The sequence below is a fragment of the Xanthomonas pisi DSM 18956 genome (genome assembly GCF_001010415.1).
Lineage (GTDB): Bacteria > Pseudomonadota > Gammaproteobacteria > Xanthomonadales > Xanthomonadaceae > Xanthomonas > Xanthomonas pisi.
Genome location: NZ_JPLE01000007.1, coordinates 1 through 17,303 on the forward strand (window position 1 = coordinate 1; position 17,303 = coordinate 17,303).

A 17,303-nucleotide genomic window follows, 5' to 3' on the forward strand; every position below is an offset into this window, starting at 1 on the left:
TCTCCAACAACACAGTTGCTCCACGGACGGATTCACGGCGTGTCCCGGAACCGGCCAGGGCAGTGCGCCCTCGACCAACCGCCTTCAGCCAAACCAATAGCCAGCTTCCAACCCGTAACCGCACACAGGCGAGCAAACAATCCAGGCGTCGACCAAGCACCGCTCGGCCGCTTTTATGCGGAATTTACGCGGCGACCATGGCACGTCGGTAGCGACTTTACGCAGCCCGGGACGAGACTGCGCGCAGTGGCGGAGCGGTTCCGCCGTGGACGATCCTGATGCATCCCTTGACCTGTCTGCTCCATCGGCGCTTCGCGCGCGGTGTGGCGACGCCTTGCCTTGTTGTCATGCAACTGCCGCATGCGCCCGTGCGCAGCGCAGCGATCCTGCGCCCTTGTGCGCGTCACGGGGAGTAGCCGCCATGCCTGCCTGGTTGTCCCTGCTGTGCGGCGTGGCCGTACTCGTTGCTGCGGCCTACCTGTTGTACGTGGTGCTGCGGCCCGAAGACTTCTGATGCGAGTGCGCTCCAATGAGTGAAACCCTTCTTGTTTATGCGCTGGCCATCGTGCTGGCGTGGCCTCTGGGCCGTTATCTGGCGGCAGTGATGCGTGGTGCACCGATGCGCGGCGATGCGCTGTTCGGCTGGATCGAGCGGCCGTTGTATGCACTGCTCGGCACCCGCCCGCAGCAGGGCATGTCGTGGCGCGGCTATGCAGTGGCGTTCTTGCTCAGCAACCTGGTTGTCGGCCTGCTGACCTGGGCAGTGTTCATGACCCAGGCGTGGCTGCCGTTCAACCCGGACGCCATCCCGAACATGCGCTGGGATACCGCGCTGCACACCATGGTGTCGTTCGTCACCAACACCAATCAGCAGCATTACTCGGGCCAGGCGCAGTTGTCTTACCTGGCGCAGATGACCGGCATTGTCGGCTTGCAGGTGGTGACGCCGATGATGGGCCTGGCGTTGGCGGTGGCGACCTTGCGTGCATTGTTCGGCGGGCGAGCCGCCGCAACCGTGTCCGATGCCCCGCTGGCATCCACTGCGACGGCGAGCGCCGCGCCACAGGTGGACGGGCCGTACGATCCGGCGACCCTCACGCCGCGCCAGGGACGGCAGCAGTCGGCTTCGGGGCTGGAGGCACTGCCGGAGGCAGACGTCGGCAATTACTGGGCGGATGTGATCCGCGCCAGCGTGCGTGTGTTGCTGCCGCTGTGCCTGCTGTGGACCGTGCTGCTTGGTTGGCAAGGCGTTCCCTCTACCCTGCAGGGCGCCGCCACCGCCGCACCGTTGGACAGCAGTGCCGGCATGCCCAAGCAGACCATTCCGGTCGGTCCGGTGGCGGCGATGGTGGCGGTCAAGCAGCTCGGCACCAACGGCGGCGGCTGGTATGGCCCCAATAGCTCGGTGGCGCTGGAAAACCCCACGCCCTTGAGCAACGTGCTGGAAACCCTGGCGCTGGTGCTGCTGCCGATGAGCGTGGTGTTCATGGTCGGCTACCTGACCGGGCGCAAGCGACTCACCGCGTTGGTGTTCGGCACGATGTTGACGATGTCCGCGGCATCCACGGCGTTGTTGCTGTGGTCCGAAGCGCATTCGGCCAGTGCCGCCTCGCCGGCCTTGATGGAAGGCAAGGAAGTGCGTATCGGCGCCGATGCGTCCGCACTGTGGGCAGCGTTGACCACGCAAACCTCCAACGGTTCGGTCAATGCAATGCACGACTCGCTGGCGCCATTGAGTGGCCTGGTCACGTTGGTGGATATGCTGATCAACGCCATCTGGGGCGGCGTCGGCTGCGGCCTGCAGCAATTTGTGGTGTACCTGTTATTGAGCGTGTTTCTGGCCGGGTTGATGACCGGGCGCACGCCCGAATTGTTCGGCCGCAAGATCGAAGCGCGTGAAGTGCAATTGCTGGCACTGCTGATTCTGTTGCAGCCGCTGGTGGTGCTGGGCTTTACCGCGGTGGCATTGGCGGTGCCGGCATTGACCGCCAATTCCAATCCGGGTTTTCACGGCATCAGCCAGGTGTTCTACGAGTACACCTCGGCCTTCGCCAACAATGGCTCGGGTTTCGAAGGGCTGGGCGATGCCACGTATTGGTGGAACCTGAGTTGCTCGGTGGTGCTGGCCCTGGGCCGCTACCCGGCGTTGATCCTGCCGTTGATGGTGGCCGCGCGCATGGCGGTAAAGCGGCGCGCGCCTGAATCGGCCGGCAGCCTGCAGGTGGAAACTCCCACCTTTGCGCTGACCTTGATGGCGATCGTGCTCGTGCTGACCGTGCTGCAGTTCATGCCGGCATTGGTGCTGGGCCCCATCGCTGAACACCTCGCCCTGGCGGCGTCCTGAGAATTAAGCAATGTCTACGATCGATACGACTGAAAAACGCGAGCGCGGTGACGCAGCGTTGTTCGATGCTGCGGTGCTGATCGCAGCGATGCGTGCGGCCTTTATCAAGCTCTCGCCACGGCATCTGCTGCGCAGCCCGGTGATGGCGGTGGTGATGGGCGGCACGCTGCTGGCGGCGGTGATCACCGCCAGCGGCTATGGCAATGCCGGCTTTGGCTGGGCGATCACGGTGATCTTGTTCGTCACCGTGCTGTTCGGCAATTTTGCCGAAGCCATTGCCGAAGCGCGTGGCCGTGGGCAGGCCGCGTCGCTACGACGTGCGCGCAAGGATCTGGTCGCACGTCGCGTCGAAACCGCATTGGGCGGGCGCGAAACCCGCGTGCCGGCTGCCGAGCTGCGTCCGGGCGATTACGTGATGGTGTCCGAAGGCGAATTCGTCCCGGCCGACGGCGAGATCGTGCGCGGTCTTGCCACCATCAACGAAGCGGCGGTGACCGGCGAATCGGCACCGGTGCTGCGCGAGGCCGGCACCGATCGCAGTGGCGTGATCGGCGGCACCCGGGTGCTATCCGACGAGATCGTGTTCAAGGTGACGGCCGAGCCGGGCCACAGCTTTCTGGATCGCATGATCGCACTGGTGGAAGGCGCCAACCGGCAGAAGACGCCCAACGAAATCGCGCTGACCTTGTTGCTGGCCGCAATGACGTTGACCTTCCTGATCGTGGTGGCCTCGCTGCCGGCGATTGCTGGCTTCGTCGGCGTCACCCTGGATCCGTTGTTGCTGATCGCATTGCTGGTGTGCCTGATCCCGACCACCATCGGCGGCCTGTTGCCGGCGATCGGCATTGCCGGCATGAACCGCGCGCTGTCGGCCAATGTGCTGGCCAAGTCCGGCAAGGCAGTGGAAGTGGCTGGCGACGTGGACGTGTTGCTGCTTGACAAGACCGGCACCATTACCTACGGCGACCGCCAGGCCACTGCGTTCCATCCCTTGGCCGGCATCGATCGTACGCAACTGCGCGATGCCGCGATGCTGGCGTCGCTGGCCGATCCGACGCCGGAAGGTAAATCCATCGTCAAGCTGGCACGCCAGCAGGGTGCCGTCGCCGTCGAGCCGGACGGCGCGCATTTCATCGCTTTCACCGCGCAAACCCGCATGTCCGGCGTCGATATCGCCGGGCGCAGCATCCGCAAGGGCGCCGGCGACTCGATCGTTGCCTATGTGCAGGCAATGGGTGCGACGGTCTCGCCGGAATTGAACGGCCGTATCGAAGAAGTCGCGCGCGGTGGCGCTACTCCGCTGGTGGTGGCCGAAGGCCGCCATGTGCTCGGCGTGGTCGAGTTGAGCGACGTGGTCAAGCAGGGCATCAAGGAGAAATTTGCGCAGCTGCGTGCGATGGGCATCAAGACGGTGATGATCACCGGCGACAACCCGCTCACTGCCGCCGCCATTGCCGCCGAAGCCGGCGTCGACGATTACATCGCGCAGGCGCGCCCGGAAGACAAGCTGGCGCGCATCCGTGCCGAGCAGGCCGGCGGGCGGCTGGTGGCGATGGTGGGCGACGGCACCAACGATGCTCCGGCATTGGCACAGGCCGACGTGGGTCTGGCGATGAACTCCGGTACGCAGGCGGCCAAGGAGGCCGGCAACATGGTGGATCTGGATTCTGACCCGGCCAAGCTGCTGGCGGTGGTCGAAGTGGGCAAGCAGCAGTTGATCACGCGCGGTGCCTTGACCACCTTCTCGTTGGCCAACGACGTGTCGAAGTATTTCGCGATCCTGCCGGCGCTGTTTGCGGCCGCGATTCCCTCGATGGCCGCGCTCAACGTGATGCAGTTGTCCAGCCCGCGCCATGCGGTGCTGGCGGCGCTGATCTTCAATGCGTTGATCATTCCGGCGTTGATTCCGCTGGCCTTGCGTGGCGTGCGGTTCCGTCCGTCCAGCGCCACCGCCTTGCTGCGCCGGAACATGCTGATCTACGGCCTGGGCGGCGTCGTTCTGCCGTTTGCCGCCATCAAACTGATCGATCTGGCGCTTGTCGCCACCCTGGGTGCCTGAGCCATGACCACGTCTTCTGCTAATCCGCGTTCCACTGCGCTGCCGTTGCGCGACGACGGCGCCTTGCGCGGCTCGGTGATGCTCGCGCTGTTCACCCTGTTGGGTCTGGGTCTGGCGTATTCGCTGGTCGCCACCGGCATCACCGGCGCGTTGTTTCCGGCCCAGGCGCATGGCTCGTTGGTGCGCCAGGACACGCGCGTGGTCGGCTCGGCCCTGGTCGCGCAGCCGTTCACCGCTGCGCGGTATTTCCAGCCGCGCCCATCGGCTGCCAAGTACGACCCCACCGCCGCTGCCGGCAGCAATCAGGCGCGCTCCAATCCTGACCTGCAGGCACGCATCGCCGCCACCCGCGCGCAGGTCGCTGTACGCGACGGTGTTGCACCGGATGCGGTTCCGAGCGAGTTGCTGACCCAGTCCGGCAGCGGCCTGGACCCGCACCTGAGCCCGGCAGGCGCGCAGGTGCAGGTACGCCGCATCGCCACCGCGCGCGGCTGGCCGGAACAGCGCGTGGCCGCACTGCTGCAGGCCGCCACCGAGCAGCCACAGTTCGGCCTGCTGGGGCAGCCGCGGGTGAATGTGCTGGCGTTGAACCTGGCGCTGGATCGCGCGGGGAATGGGGAAACGGGAATCGGGAATGGGGCCAGGCAACAGCACTAGAGCAGTCAGCTCGCGGTAGGCTCCACAAATCCCCAATCCCGACTCCCCAATCCCGGCTTCCATGACCGACGCCCGCACCCAACAAGCCGACGCGCTGATCGGCGAACTGCAGCGAGATCACGGCGGGCGCCTGACGGTCTTCCTGGGCGCGGCGCCCGGGGTGGGCAAGACCTACGCCATGCTGTCGCGGGCGCGCGAGCGCCTGCGGCAGGGCATGGACGTGGTGGCCGGCATTGTGGAAACCCACGGGCGTAGCGAAACCGCCGCGTTGCTGGACGGCTTGCCGCTGTTGCCGCGCATCCGCGTGAGCTACCAGGGCCGCACGCTGGAAGAGCTCGATCTGGATGCGCTGCTGGCGCGCAAGCCGCGCTTGGCGCTGATCGACGAGCTGGCCCATCGCAACGTGCCCGGCAGCCGTCACGAGCGGCGATGGCAGGACATCGTCGAGCTGCTCGATGCCGGCATCGATGTCTACACCACGGTCAACATCCAGCACCTGGAAAGCCTCAACGACATCGTGCTGCGCATCACCGGCGTGCGCGTATCCGAAACCGTGCCCGATGCGGTGTTCGATCGCCTGCGCGACATCGTGCTGGTGGATCTGCCGCCACGCGAACTGATCGAGCGCCTGCAGCAGGGCAAGGTGTATCTGCCCGAACAGGCGACACAGGCGTTGCAGGCGTTCTTCTCGCCATCCAACCTGACCGCGCTGCGCGAGTTGGCGATGCAGACCGCCGCCGACCGCGTCGACAGCGACCTGCGCGACACCCAGGCCGCACGCGGGTTGCCCGGCACCGCCGCGCTGCGCCGTCGCGTGGTGGTGGCCATCGATGGGCGTGGCAGTTCGGACTATCTGGTGCGGGTGGCGCGGCGACTGTCAGAACGCCGCGATGCGCCATGGACCGTGGTCACCGTGCAGACACGTACCGTGGCCGACGCCGGCTGGCAGCTGGAGATCGACCGCGCGTTCGCACTGACGCGTCGACTGGGGGGCGACACCGCGTTGCTGCATGGCGCCAATGTCGCCGAGGCCTTGCTGGATTTCGCATCGCAAAACGGTGTGTCGACCCTGGTGCTCGGGCGCACCCGCGAGCGTCCCCTGGCGCGCATGTTCAACCGCACCTTGACCCAGCAATTGCTGCAGCGTGGCGCGCATTACGAACTGGTCATCGTCAGCTCCGCCGATGCGCGCGCGCGCGCGCGGCAACGCTGGCGCAATCCGCGCCATTGGTTGCAAGGTTACGACCTGGCCTTCGCCGCGATCGCCGCCGCCGGTGCGGTGGGCGTGGCGTGGCTGTTGCAGCGCTGGACCGATATCGACGATCTGTCGATGGTGTTCATCGTCGCCGTGGTGCTGGTCGCTTCGCGCACGCGCATGGCCGCAGCGGTGATCGCGGCATTGCTGAGTTTTGTCGCCTACAACTTCTTCTTCATCGAACCGCGCTTCACCCTGCACATCAGCGCGCGCCAGGGTGTGGTCACGGTGTGTCTGTTCCTGATCGCCGCGCTGGTCGCCGGGCGCCTGGCCTCGCGCCTGCGTAGCCAGGTGCTGGCGCTGCGCGCGGCCAATGCGCACGCCAACGCGCTGCAGGCGCTGGGCCGCCAGCTCAGCACGGCCGCCGATCTCGGCCAGGTATTGGAAGCCGGTCGCCGTGCATTGAGCACCGCACTGGATGCGGAGGTCTGGCTGCGCCTGGAGCAGCGCGAAAGCGACGCACCGGCCAGCTTCGGCGCACTCGACCGCAGCGCGGCGGAGTGGACGCAGCGCCATGGGCAGGCTGCGGGCCGCTTCACCGACACCCTGGCCGGTGCGCAATGGTGGTGCCTGCCGGTACGCCACGAGCGCGGCACGCTCGGTGTGGCGGCGTTGCGCTTCCGGCAGAGCGTACAGCGCCCCGGGCTGGAGCAACGCCGGCTGGCCGAAGCGATGGTGGACGATATCGGCCAGGCGGCACTGCGCACGCGCCTGGTCGCCGATCTGGAAGGCGCACGCGTCAGTGGCGAAACCGAGCGCCTGCGCTCTGCCTTGCTATCGTCCGTCTCGCATGACCTGCGCTCGCCGCTGGCCTCGATGATCGGCTCGGCCAGCAGCCTGGCCAGCTACGGCGACGCGATGGATGCGCAGGATCGGCATGCCTTGCTCGATACCATCCAGCTGGAAGGCGAACGGCTGGACCGCTACATCCAGAACCTGCTCGACATGACCAAGCTCGGCCACACCGGGCTGACCTTGAATCGCGACTGGATCGGCGTGGACGAGTTGATCGGCTCGGCCATGCGCCGCCTGCAGCGCTACCAGCCGGATGTGCGCCTGCAGCTGGACCTGGCCGCCGACCTGCCGGCGATCTGGGTGCACCCGGCGCTGGTGGAGCAGGCCATCTTCAACGTGCTGGAGAATGCGGCGAAATTTTCCCCGCCAGGCATGGCCGTCACCGTGCAGGCGCAGCTGCGCAGCGGCGCCTTGCAGATCGACATCGGCGACCAGGGGCCGGGCATTCCCGAAGACGAGCGCGCGCGCATCTTCGACATGTTCTACAGCGTCGAACGCGGTGACCGCGGCCGTCATGGCACCGGCCTGGGGCTGACCATCTGCCAGGGCATGATCGGCGCGCACGGCGGCAGCGTGGAGGCGCTGGCGGGGACGCATGGTCACGGCACCACGATCCGCATTACGCTGCCGTTGCTCGTTCCTGCCGCGCCACCTCGCCCCGATGCCGACTGACACCACTGCCATCCCTCCCGCCCGCGTGCTGATCGTCGACGACGAGCCGCAGATTCGCCGCTTTCTCGATATCAGCCTGCGCGCGCAGGGGTACCGCGTGCTGCAGGCCGGCACCGGCGAAGAAGGTCTTGCGCTGCTGGCCGGGCAGGGTGCCGAACTGGTGGTGCTGGATATCGGCCTGCCTGACCGCGACGGCCATGAGGTGCTGCGCGAGATCCGCCAATGGTCCAACGTGCCGGTGATCATGCTCACCGTGCGCGCCGGCGAAACCGAAAAGGTCGCCGCACTCGATGCCGGTGCCAACGACTACGTCACCAAGCCGTTCGGCGTGCAGGAACTGATGGCGCGCATCCGCGCACTGCTGCGTCAGGCCGGCACCGGCAACACGGTGGAAGAAAGCGTGTTCGACGATGGCCGCCTGCACATCCATCTGGGCCTGCGCGAAGTCACCCTCAATGGCGAAGCCGTCCCGCTGAGTCGCAAGGAATACGCACTGCTTGCGCTGCTGCTCAAACATGCCGGCCGCGTGGTGACGCAGCCGCAGCTGCTGCGCGAAGTGTGGGGCCCCACCCACGAGGAAGACACCCACTACCTGCGCATCCTGGTCGGCAAGCTACGCCAGAAACTGCATGACGATGCCGCCGACCCGCATTACATCGTCACCGAGCCGGGCGTGGGGTTGCGGTTTATCGGGGTGACGCGCTGATCAGCACAGCGCAGATGTCTTTATCGCGGCGGCGCACACAGCTTGAGCGAGATCCGGTTGTCACCGAGGGTACGAAGCCGGGCACGGCGTTCGGTCGCGCGATGCGGGAGTCCGCATGCACGTGGTGCAATGCGGCCAGGACCTCGTCCTCGTGGGTGTGACCTGGAGCGAGACCTGGGGCGGTTCGAGGACATGGTCTAGCAGAGGTTGCAGGCGCTTTCACGCCACCGCCAATGGCATGCCAACATGCGCGGCGCAGCATGCGTCGGTAGTTGGAAGAGGTGGGTGAGATGCGGTATCGGTTCGCTACGTGGTGGCTGTTGTCGGGTTGGCTGTTGTCGGTCGGCTGCGCGTTTGCACAAACCGTGCCGACGCCTGCGCAGATCATGCAGCTGCGTAGCGTGGGCGACCCCCAGATCAGTCCGGATGGTCGCCGCATCGCCTACACCGTCGCCACCCCGCAGGCGCAAGGCAAGCCGCCGCTCAGCAAGATCTGGCAGATACCCGCGCGCGGCGCCGCTGCCGCAGTATCGATGCCCTCAAGCGATGAAGCCGACGACCAGCATCCACGCTGGTCTGCCGATGGCCGCCGGCTGCTCTTCCTGTCGACGCGGCCGTTGCCGGACGACGCCACCGGAGGCGAGCGACTGGCGCCCACCCAGGTCTGGCAACAGACCGAAGCGGCGGCACCGCAACTGCTGACGCGTTCGGCAGGCGAGGTCAGCGGCTTCTCGCTGTCCCCCGATGCGCGCCAGATCGCGTACCTGGCGCTGGATCCGCCCACTGCGCAGGCAGCGGCCGATACGGACGCAAAGCGCGATGCCGTACAGACCGAGCGGCCGACCCGGTTTTCACGGGTATGGGTGTGTGACCTGCAGAGCAGCAAGACGCGTGTGCTGACACCGCCCGGCCTGCAGGTGCACGACCTCGCCTGGTCGCCGGACGGCCAGCACCTGGCGTTGCGCGTGTCCGACGGCACCACGCTCAACGACTACTGGTACGCATCGCGCGTGCAGCTGTTGTCGCTGCAGGACGGCGTGCTTGGTGCGGTGTTGGAGCCGCATGCTTCGGCATTGCCGTTGCAATGGTCGCCGGATGGCAGCCGGTTGCTGTATGGGCAACTTGGCGAGCACGGCATGGTGGCGAATCTGATCGTGCACCACCTGCGTCATCAGCGGCGCGTGGTGCTGGCGCGCGACTGGCCCGGCACCTTGTGGCTGGCGCGCTGGCAAAACAATGGCAGCTTGATCGGCGAAGGATTGCAGGGCGTACGTGGCGTCTTTCTGCGCATCGATGCCGACAGCGGACGCTGGAAGCCGCTTGCCCGGCCGCAGATTCCGTATCAGGCATTCAGCGTTGCGCGCAATGGCGAGGTCGCCTATCTCGGCCTGCGCGATGACCAGCCTGCCGAGGTCTGGACGCTGCATGCAGGTCAGCTCGCGCCGCACAGCAGCACCAATCCGCAGGTCGCCACCTGGACGCATGGCCAAGTGCGCGAACTGAGCTGGACCGCGTCGCGCGATGGGCGAACGATCGCGGGCGTGCTGGTCACGCCGCCAGGCTGGAAGGCGGGAACGCCGTTGCCGACCTTGGTGCAGATCCACGGGGGACCGGGAGCGGCCTGGGCATCCGGCTGGTTGGGGTCCTGGCATGACTGGGCGCAACTGCTGTCCACCCATGGCTATGCGGTGTTCTTGCCCAACCCGCGCGGCTCGGAAGGGCAGGGTGCGGCGTTTGCCGAGCTGGCGCGCCACGACTGGGGCGGTGCGGATTTTCAGGATGTGCTCGACGGCGTGGACCAGCTCGAACGCGAGGGCGTGATCGATCCTGCGCGTCTGGCCATCGGCGGCTGGAGCTATGGCGGTTATCTGTCTGCATGGGCAGTGACGCAGTCATCGCGCTTCAGGACCGCCATCGTCGGTGCAGGCGTGGTCGATATCGGCGCGATGGCCTTGACCACCGATGTGCCCGATTACCTGCCGGGCTATTTCGGCGACCCGGTGCGCAACCGTGCCGACTACGACGCACACTCGCCGATACGCTATGCCGACAAGGTGCATGTGCCGGTGCTGATCCTGCATGGGCAGGCCGACCGACGCGTACCGCCATCGCAGGGCGACATGCTGTACCGCGCGCTCAAACTGCAGGGCACAGCGGTCGAGCAGGTGACCTATCCGCGTGGCCCGCACTGGTTTTACGAAACCGAGCATGGCGTGGATGTGCAACAGCGCGTGTTGGATTGGCTGGATGCGCAGCTGCGTTGAATCGCGGCGGTGCTGATCGGCAGGTCGTTCGTTGCTGCGCAGGACACACTCTCTCGACTTCGACTTCGACTTCGACGCTGATGATCGTGCCATCCACGCATTGCGCTCCTGGGCCCCGGAAACGCTCCAGGCCAGCGTAGCGTTCGCCGGATCACGTTCGGCATTTCAGGTGCAACGCTGCGAGCGGGTCACTCGACCGGTGGCAACACCTTGCCCGGATTCAAGATGCCGTCCGGATCCAGCGCGGCCTTGATCGCGCGCATCGCCGCCAGCGTGGGTGCGCTGAATGCCTGTGTCATGAAATCGCGTTTGGCCACGCCGATGCCGTGCTCGCCAGAGAGCGTGCCTTCCAGCGACAGCACCAGCGCGAACACGCGCGGCAATGCCGCATGCGCGCGCGCGTGTTCATCGGCATCGTCCGGGTCGTACATGATGTTGACGTGCAGGTTGCCGTTGCCGGCATGGCCGAAGGCGACGATCGGCAGGGCGAACTCCGCCGCCAGCGCTTCCACGCCTGCAACCAGTGCAGGAATGCGCGACACCGGCACCACCACGTCTTCGTTGATCTTGCCGGGCTTGATGGTGCGCAATGCGGGTGACAACGCACGGCGTGCCGCCCACAGTTTGTCGCGCGCGCTGCCATCGGCGGCGATGTCCAGGCTGATGACGCCCTCGCCATTGGCGGCATCGTGCAGGGCCTGCAATGCGTAAGGCAGCGTGTCGTGGTCGCCATCGGCTTCGATCAACAACATTGCGCCAGCCTCGGGCACGTCGCTGCCATTGCGGCGCAATAACGCAATCGCACTGGCATCCATGAATTCCAGCATGGTCGGCGTGGTCGGTTGCGCCATGATGCGCGACACCGCCTCCGCAGCGCTGGCGGCATCGCGGTACAACGCGCGCAGCCCGGCCTGCGCGACGGCGCGCGGGGTCAGCTTCAAGATCGCTTCGACGATGATCGCCAGCGTGCCTTCGCTGCCGACCAGCAGATGGGTGAGGTCGTAGCCGGTGGAATTCTTGGTATACGCACCGCCGCAGCGGATGACGTCGCCGGTGCCGGTCACTGCGACCAGGCCGAGCACGTTGTCGCGGGTGGCGCCGTACTTCACCGCGCGCGGGCCGCCTGCGTTGGTGGACAAATTCCCGCCAACACTGCAGATCTCCGCACTGGACGGGTCCGGCGGCCAGAACAAACCATGCGGCTGCAAGGCCTGCTGCAGGTCGCCATTGAGCACGCCAGGCTGCACCACGGCGCAGCGGTCCTCCGGGCGCACTGCCAGGATGCGGTTCATGCGCGCCATCGACACCACCACGCCGCCGGAAAACGGCACTGCCGCGCCGGTGGTGCCGGTGCCCGCGCCGCGCGCCACGATCGGCACGCCATGCGCGCGGCATGCCTGCACGATCGCCACCACCTCGTCGGTATCGCGCGGCAGCGCAACGGCAGCGGGCAACGCCCAGCGATGCGAATCGTCTTCGCCATAACGGCGGCGCGCATCGGCACCGGTCAACCAGCCATCGGGGCCAAGCCGCGCTGCCAACAGCTCGGCCAGCGGGGTGGGAAGTACGTCGGTCATTGCGGGTGATCCTGTGGTGCGGCGCGCTGGATGCATCTGAATCCCAGCGCTGCGACGGTGAGCGGCAACCAGACCCAGCGCAGCTCGGAGAGCAGCGTGTTCAAGCCGCGCGCATTGAAGAACCCGTTGGCGAACGGAGAGACGCGAATCGGCCGCCACGGCGCGAACCAGCGCGCCTCGCTCCATGGCCACGCCAGCGCAACGCCGAGCCCGCCGGAGGTCATCGCATCCAGTAGCGGGTGCGATGCGGTGCAGACAAACAGCCACACCGCGGTCTGCACGACATCCGCACGCAGGCTGCGGTGCGCCAGTGCGCCGAGCAGTGCAACGACGCTGGCGAACAACACAGAATGGCTGGCACCGCGGTGGCCAAACGCATCGGCATACGGAACGTGCAACGCAAACGCCAGCACATCCGCATCGGGAAGCATCGCCGCCACGATGCCGGCAGCGAGCAGGCGCGGGGAAATGCGTCCGCGCTCGCTGGCGCACCAAAGCGCCAGTGGCACTGCGGCGTGGGTCAGGATGGTCGGCATCGAGCCTCGTCAGTCGAGCTTGTGAACACTCAGCAATCGTCGGCGCGGAAGGCGTCGCGGATCCAGTGCAGTACCGGCGGCTCGCCGCTGGCCTCGACCACATCGAAGCGACACGGTAGCGCTGCCAAGGCAGGATGAGAGGCAAGAAACAACTGCGCCGCCAACACCAGCTTGCGGCGCTTGCGGATATCCACCGAGGCCGCGCCGCCGCCGAAGCGGGTGTCGCGGCGGTAACGCACTTCCACAAACACCAGCGCCGGCCCGTCGCGCATCACCAGATCCAGTTCGCCGCCGCGGTAGTTGGCGTTGCCCACCACCAGGTGCAAGCCGGCCTGCTCCAGCAGGACGCGCGCGGCCGCTTCCACGGCCGCACCACGTTGCTGGCGCACTGCCGGCACGGCTCAGCGGCCGTCGGCGATCGGCACCGGGCGGCCACCGTTGAAGGTGGACCAGGCCGGCGTGCGCAGCACATTGCCGAAGCCGTCCAGGTGCAAGGTGCCGGTGGCGCCACGCAGGCCGCCATCGGTACCGGTGGCGAGCTTTTCCAGATACGCACTGATCTTCCAGGCGTCATAGCCGAACGCGAACAGGCGTGCGGCCGGGCCGCGCGCGCTCGGCAGGGTGCTGGCGACCTGGCTGGCCGCCGGCAGGCCGGAGACGCCGAGCGCGGTCCAGGTTTCGCTGGGGTAGACGATGCCGTCCAGCGCCAGGTCGTCTTCGACCTTGCCGGTGCCGGCGACCAGCTGCGAGGTGCCCACGCGCGACTTGCCGGCAAACCCGCTCAACGCCAGCTGCGGTGCCAGCGCGCGTGCGGTGTTGCCGCGCACTGCCAGGAACACCGCATCGGCAGTGCCGTAGGTGCGCAGCTGCGCGCCGATGTCGCCCGGTGCATCGGCCACGCTGATGCTGCCGGCGACAGTGCCGCCTCGTTCGGTGAAGCGGTCGCGGAAGGCCTTGATGGTGCGCTTGCCGTTGTCGTCGCCGGTGCCCACGATCAGCACGTTGCGGCGTTCGCGCGCGAGCAGGTATTCGGCGGCCATGATGCCGTCGTCTTCCGGTGCCAGCGAGAAGCCCGCGCTGCCGCTGGGCGGCGCCTTGTTGTCGGTGGGACGGTTGAGCGCCAGCACCGGCACGGCAAGCTGGCCGCGCGCGAACAACGCACTGACTTCGTCGCGGCCCAGCGGGCCGACCACGTAATCGACACCGGCGCTCACCGCCTTGTCGTAGGCGGCATTGGCACCGGCAGCGGTGCCGGCGGTATCGAAGAACTGCACCTCCGGGCGACGGCGGGTTTCGGCGTAGTAGCCAGCCAGCAGCCCGTCGCGCACCGGCGCGGCGGCGGTGGCCAGGTTGCCGGTGAGCGGCAGCAGCACGGCCAGCTTGATCGGCGGGCGATAGCCATCGCGCTCGGCGGGCGGCCGCTTGCTGGTGTCGAAGCCCCACTGCGCATCGCGATCGAACGCGCGCGGCAGCGCCAGCCCGCGGCTGATCAACGCGCGGCCGGCGAAGTTGTACAGCGGGTCGCCGGCTGGCAGCGCGGCAGTACGGCCCTTGAGCGTGGCATCGTCCAGCGCTGCCAGCAGACGCACGATGGCGCGCTGGTTTTCGCTACGGGGCGTGCCGGTCAGGCTGGCATCGGCGCGTGCACGGTCGGCGGCGGCGCCGAACAGGTCGCCGGTGGCTTCCAGCGCAGCGGCGCGTGCCAGCAGCCAGCGCGTCTGCAGCGGCTGCGTCAGCCCTTGCGGGCTATCGCCCAAGGCCTGCAACGCCTGCGCACCTTGCTTGTCGATCACCGCCAGCTCGCCGGTCAGCAGCCCGAAGCGGGCACGTTCTTCCCCGCTCAGATGGCGTGCATTGACCTGTGCCAGCAGCGTCCGTGCACGGGCATCGTCGCCGGCGTCGTGCCAGCCGAACGCGGCGGCCGCCAGCAGACGGCTGCGCTGCGCACCGCTGGCACCGGCAGCTTCGGCTTCCAGCTGCTGCGCCGCTTCGCGCGGCTTGCCCTGGTCCAGCAACGCCAGCGCCGCGCTCTGCGTCGGCGAGGCGGTCTGGGTGACGCTGCTGGTGGCGCAACCGGCCGCCAGCATGACCAGTACCGACAGGGCGGAGATCCTTGCAACACGCTTGTTCATTTCAGATCCATTGGACAGGGGCCGCCAGGGCGGTCCGTTGAAAACCGCTACGATTCTACCCTTTGCCCCCGGAAGACCGCTGATGATGTCCCCTGGAACCCTGCACGTGGTCGCCACGCCGATCGGCAACCTGGCCGACCTGTCGCCGCGCGCGCAGGAGGTGTTGCGTGGCGTGGCCGCGATCTGCGCCGAAGACACCCGCCACACCCGCCAATTGCTCAGTCATTTCGGCATCGACCGCCCGTTGCTGGCCCTGCACGACCACAACGAAGAGGCGATGTCCGAGCGCATCGTGGCGCGCCTGCGCGAGGGCGACTCGCTGGCCATCGTCAGCGACGCCGGTACCCCGCTGGTCAGCGACCCCGGCTTCAAGCTGGTGCGCGCCGCCCGCGTCGCCGGCATCAAGGTCAGCCCGGTGCCGGGCGCCTGCGCGGCGATCGCCGCCCTCAGCGTCGCCGGCCTGCCCAGCGACCGCTTCGGCTTCGAGGGATTTCTGCCGGCCAAGAGTGCCGCCCGCCGCGAGCGGCTGGCGCACCTGGCCGGGGAAACCCGCACCCTGGTGTTCTACGAGTCCTCGCACCGCATCGTCGAGTCGCTGGCCGACCTGCGCGGGGCCTTCGGCGACGAGCGCCCGGCGGTGATCGCCCGCGAGCTGACCAAGCTGTTCGAAACCGTGCTCGACGGCAGCCTGGCCGAGCTGCAGGCCAGGGTCGAAGCCGACGACAACCAGCGCAAGGGCGAGTTCGTGGTGATGGTGCAGGGCGCCGCCGACGCCGCCGACGGCCAGTTGGCCGAGGGGCGCCGCGTCTACGCCAAACTCGCCGAACACCTGCCGCCTTCCACCGCCGCCAAGCTGGCCGCCGAGCTGACCGGTGCGCCACGCAAGGCCTTGTATGGCGGCTAGGTGTGCTGTTGCAGGAGGCACGTTGACGTGCACTGGGATTTTTCTCGGTAAGGCCTCTCGCGCCCGGGTGCGCTCCTACGGGCAACTGCGGGCCTACCGGCAATGGCGGGGCTGGCAGCGCTGCGCCGTTCTGCAAGGGGGGCGATAGCGTATAGTGCGCCCCGGCGGAGTCGGCCAGACAGTCGCGTCACTCGCAAGGGTGCCGAGGAAAGTCCGGGCTCCATAGGGCAAGGTGCCAGGTAACGCCTGGGCGGCGCAAGCCGACGGAAAGTGCAACAGAAAGATACCGCCTACGTCCCTCGTCACCCCTCTGCCGCCACTGAAACGTGTCGGCGATGCCCAGCATCGCCAAGTGCGTTCGGAGGTCGCAGGGGGGGGGCGAGGGGCCGGTAAGGGTGAAATGGTGCGGTAAGAGCGCACCGCGAGTCCGGTAACGGACCGGCACGGCAAACCCCACCTGGAGCAAGACCAAATAGGGATCCATTGGCGTGGCCCGCGCTGGATCCGGGTAGGTTGCTTGAGCGCTGCGGTGACGTAGCGCCTAGACGAATGACTGTCCACGACAGAACCCGGCTTATCGGCCGGCTCCGCCACCTTTCGTTTGGGCGTACGCCTTTATCGAAAGCGCCCACGCTTCGTATTGCAGCGCCCACGCTTCGTATCGCCGATGGCGGTACAAAACGCGGGTCCCGCTCCGGGCATGCCAGAACCCCCGCAGTCGCCGCCGCGCCCCTTGACTCAAGGGGGCTTGCACCTGGCTGCCCTGCTGGAGCGTCGGGTTTCAGAGATACCTGCCTTCCATCGCTTGCGGGGGAAGGTGCCCGCAGGGCGCATGGGGGCAGTGCGGGAATGCGTGGCGGGCCCCCTCATCCGGCGCTGCGCGCCACCTTCTCCCGCAGGCGGGCGAAGGGGAGCGAGGCGGCTGCCTTCTCCCGGCTTACGTGAAAGACGGCAGTCCCAGAACCCGGGAGTTCAGTAGGGATGTGCCTTCCACCGCTTGCGGGGGAAGGTGCCCGAAGGGCGGATGGGGGCAGTGCGGGAATGCGTGGCGGGCCCCCCTCATCCGGCGCTGCGCGCCACCTTCTCCCGCAGGCGGGAGAAGAGAGCGAGGCGGCTGCCTTCTCCCGGCTTACGGGAAAGAGGGCAGCCCCAGAACCCGGGAGTTCCGGAGAGATGTGCCTTCCACCGCTTGCGGGGGAAGGTGCCCGCAGGGCGGATGGGGGCATCGCGGGAATGCGTGGCGGCCCCTCATCCGGCGCTGCGCGCCACCTTCTCCCGCAGGCGGGAGAAGGAGAACGAGGCGGCTGCCTTCTCCCGGCTTACGGGAAAGAGGGCAATCCCGGAACCAGGAGTTCCGTGGGGATGTGCCTTCCACCGCTTGCGGGGGAGGGTGCCCGCAGGG

General features: G+C 67.6%; 12 protein-coding genes and 1 other RNA gene. 9 read left to right on the plus strand and 4 right to left on the minus strand.

Going from position 1 to position 17,303, the window contains the following annotated elements; genetic code table 11:
• Positions 1 to 421 precede the first annotated feature (421 nt).
• The 7 genes from Y887_RS01065 to Y887_RS01095 all read left to right on the plus strand — a co-directional run bounded on the left by Y887_RS01065 (position 422) and on the right by Y887_RS01095 (position 10,752).
• Complete coding sequence (locus Y887_RS01065) at positions 422 to 514, plus strand: potassium-transporting ATPase subunit F (RefSeq protein ID WP_006452907.1); 93 nt, start codon at positions 422 to 424, stop codon at positions 512 to 514.
• Positions 515 to 529: 15 nt separating this feature from the next.
• Positions 530 to 2,344, plus strand: coding sequence for a potassium-transporting ATPase subunit KdpA (gene kdpA, locus Y887_RS01070; protein WP_046962594.1), 1,815 nt, complete (start codon positions 530 to 532; stop codon positions 2,342 to 2,344).
• Between the two features lie 10 nt (positions 2,345 to 2,354).
• Entirely contained in the window at positions 2,355 to 4,403 is a 2,049-nt protein-coding gene (gene kdpB / locus Y887_RS01075) for a potassium-transporting ATPase subunit KdpB (RefSeq protein WP_046962595.1), read from the plus strand.
• Positions 4,404 to 4,406: 3 nt separating this feature from the next.
• Positions 4,407 to 5,060 (plus strand): potassium-transporting ATPase subunit KdpC, encoded by a 654-nt coding sequence (gene kdpC, locus Y887_RS01080; RefSeq protein ID WP_046962596.1) that lies wholly within the window; start codon positions 4,407 to 4,409, stop codon positions 5,058 to 5,060.
• 61 nt (positions 5,061 to 5,121) lie between these two features.
• Positions 5,122 to 7,782 (plus strand): DUF4118 domain-containing protein, encoded by a 2,661-nt coding sequence (locus Y887_RS01085; protein WP_046962597.1) that lies wholly within the window; start codon positions 5,122 to 5,124, stop codon positions 7,780 to 7,782.
• Positions 7,772 to 8,488 (plus strand): response regulator, encoded by a 717-nt coding sequence (locus Y887_RS01090; RefSeq protein WP_046962598.1) that lies wholly within the window; start codon positions 7,772 to 7,774, stop codon positions 8,486 to 8,488. The genes Y887_RS01085 and Y887_RS01090 overlap by 11 nt, the downstream gene beginning before the upstream one ends.
• 290 nt (positions 8,489 to 8,778) lie before the next feature.
• Positions 8,779 to 10,752 carry an alpha/beta hydrolase family protein gene (locus Y887_RS01095; protein ID WP_046962599.1) on the plus strand — a complete coding sequence of 658 codons (1,974 nt, stop codon included), beginning with the start codon at positions 8,779 to 8,781 and terminating at the stop codon, positions 10,750 to 10,752.
• Between the two features lie 188 nt (positions 10,753 to 10,940).
• On the opposite strand, the gene Y887_RS01100 is transcribed toward Y887_RS01095, so the two are convergent.
• Genes Y887_RS01100 through Y887_RS01115 form a run of 4 tightly spaced genes read right to left on the minus strand, consistent with a single transcriptional unit; the run spans position 10,941 to position 14,997 of the window.
• Positions 10,941 to 12,329, minus strand: a complete 1,389-nt coding sequence (locus Y887_RS01100; protein WP_046962600.1) for an FAD-binding oxidoreductase — start codon at positions 12,327 to 12,329, stop codon at positions 10,941 to 10,943.
• Positions 12,326 to 12,865: a metal-dependent hydrolase gene (locus Y887_RS01105; RefSeq protein WP_046962601.1), complete on the minus strand. Its 540-nt coding sequence runs from the start codon at positions 12,863 to 12,865 to the stop codon at positions 12,326 to 12,328. The genes Y887_RS01100 and Y887_RS01105 overlap by 4 nt, the downstream gene beginning before the upstream one ends.
• A gap of 29 nt (positions 12,866 to 12,894) precedes the next feature.
• A complete protein-coding gene (locus Y887_RS01110) occupies positions 12,895 to 13,263 on the minus strand; it encodes a YraN family protein (protein ID WP_046962602.1) in 369 nt (122 codons plus the stop codon).
• A gap of 3 nt (positions 13,264 to 13,266) precedes the next feature.
• Complete coding sequence (locus Y887_RS01115; protein ID WP_046962603.1) at positions 13,267 to 14,997, minus strand: penicillin-binding protein activator; 1,731 nt, start codon at positions 14,995 to 14,997, stop codon at positions 13,267 to 13,269.
• Positions 14,998 to 15,079: 82 nt separating this feature from the next.
• On the opposite strand from Y887_RS01115, the gene rsmI reads away from it, so the two are divergent.
• Both rsmI and rnpB read left to right on the plus strand, forming a co-directional pair.
• Positions 15,080 to 15,901, plus strand: a complete 822-nt coding sequence (rsmI, locus tag Y887_RS01120; RefSeq protein WP_046962604.1) for a 16S rRNA (cytidine(1402)-2'-O)-methyltransferase — start codon at positions 15,080 to 15,082, stop codon at positions 15,899 to 15,901.
• A 166-nt stretch (positions 15,902 to 16,067) separates the two neighbouring features.
• Positions 16,068 to 16,494, plus strand: an RNA gene (rnpB, locus tag Y887_RS18195) — RNase P RNA component class A.
• The last annotated feature ends 809 nt before the right edge of the window (positions 16,495 to 17,303 follow it).

Bases quoted from the DNA above. Each gene is read 5' to 3' on its own strand.
- Y887_RS01065 (WP_006452907.1), top strand. From the start codon at position 422: ATGCCTGCCTGGTTGTCCCTGCTGTGCGGCGTGGCCGTACTCGTTGCT.
- kdpA (WP_046962594.1), top strand. From the start codon at position 530: ATGAGTGAAACCCTTCTTGTTTATGCGCTGGCCATCGTGCTGGCGTGG.
- kdpB (WP_046962595.1), top strand. From the start codon at position 2,355: ATGTCTACGATCGATACGACTGAAAAACGCGAGCGCGGTGACGCAGCG.
- kdpC (WP_046962596.1), top strand. From the start codon at position 4,407: ATGACCACGTCTTCTGCTAATCCGCGTTCCACTGCGCTGCCGTTGCGC.
- Y887_RS01085 (WP_046962597.1), top strand. From the start codon at position 5,122: ATGACCGACGCCCGCACCCAACAAGCCGACGCGCTGATCGGCGAACTG.
- Y887_RS01090 (WP_046962598.1), top strand. From the start codon at position 7,772: ATGCCGACTGACACCACTGCCATCCCTCCCGCCCGCGTGCTGATCGTC.
- Y887_RS01095 (WP_046962599.1), top strand. From the start codon at position 8,779: ATGCGGTATCGGTTCGCTACGTGGTGGCTGTTGTCGGGTTGGCTGTTG.
- Y887_RS01100 (WP_046962600.1), bottom strand. From the start codon at position 12,329: ATGACCGACGTACTTCCCACCCCGCTGGCCGAGCTGTTGGCAGCGCGG.
- Y887_RS01105 (WP_046962601.1), bottom strand. From the start codon at position 12,865: ATGCCGACCATCCTGACCCACGCCGCAGTGCCACTGGCGCTTTGGTGC.
- Y887_RS01115 (WP_046962603.1), bottom strand. From the start codon at position 14,997: ATGAACAAGCGTGTTGCAAGGATCTCCGCCCTGTCGGTACTGGTCATG.
- rsmI (WP_046962604.1), top strand. From the start codon at position 15,080: ATGATGTCCCCTGGAACCCTGCACGTGGTCGCCACGCCGATCGGCAAC.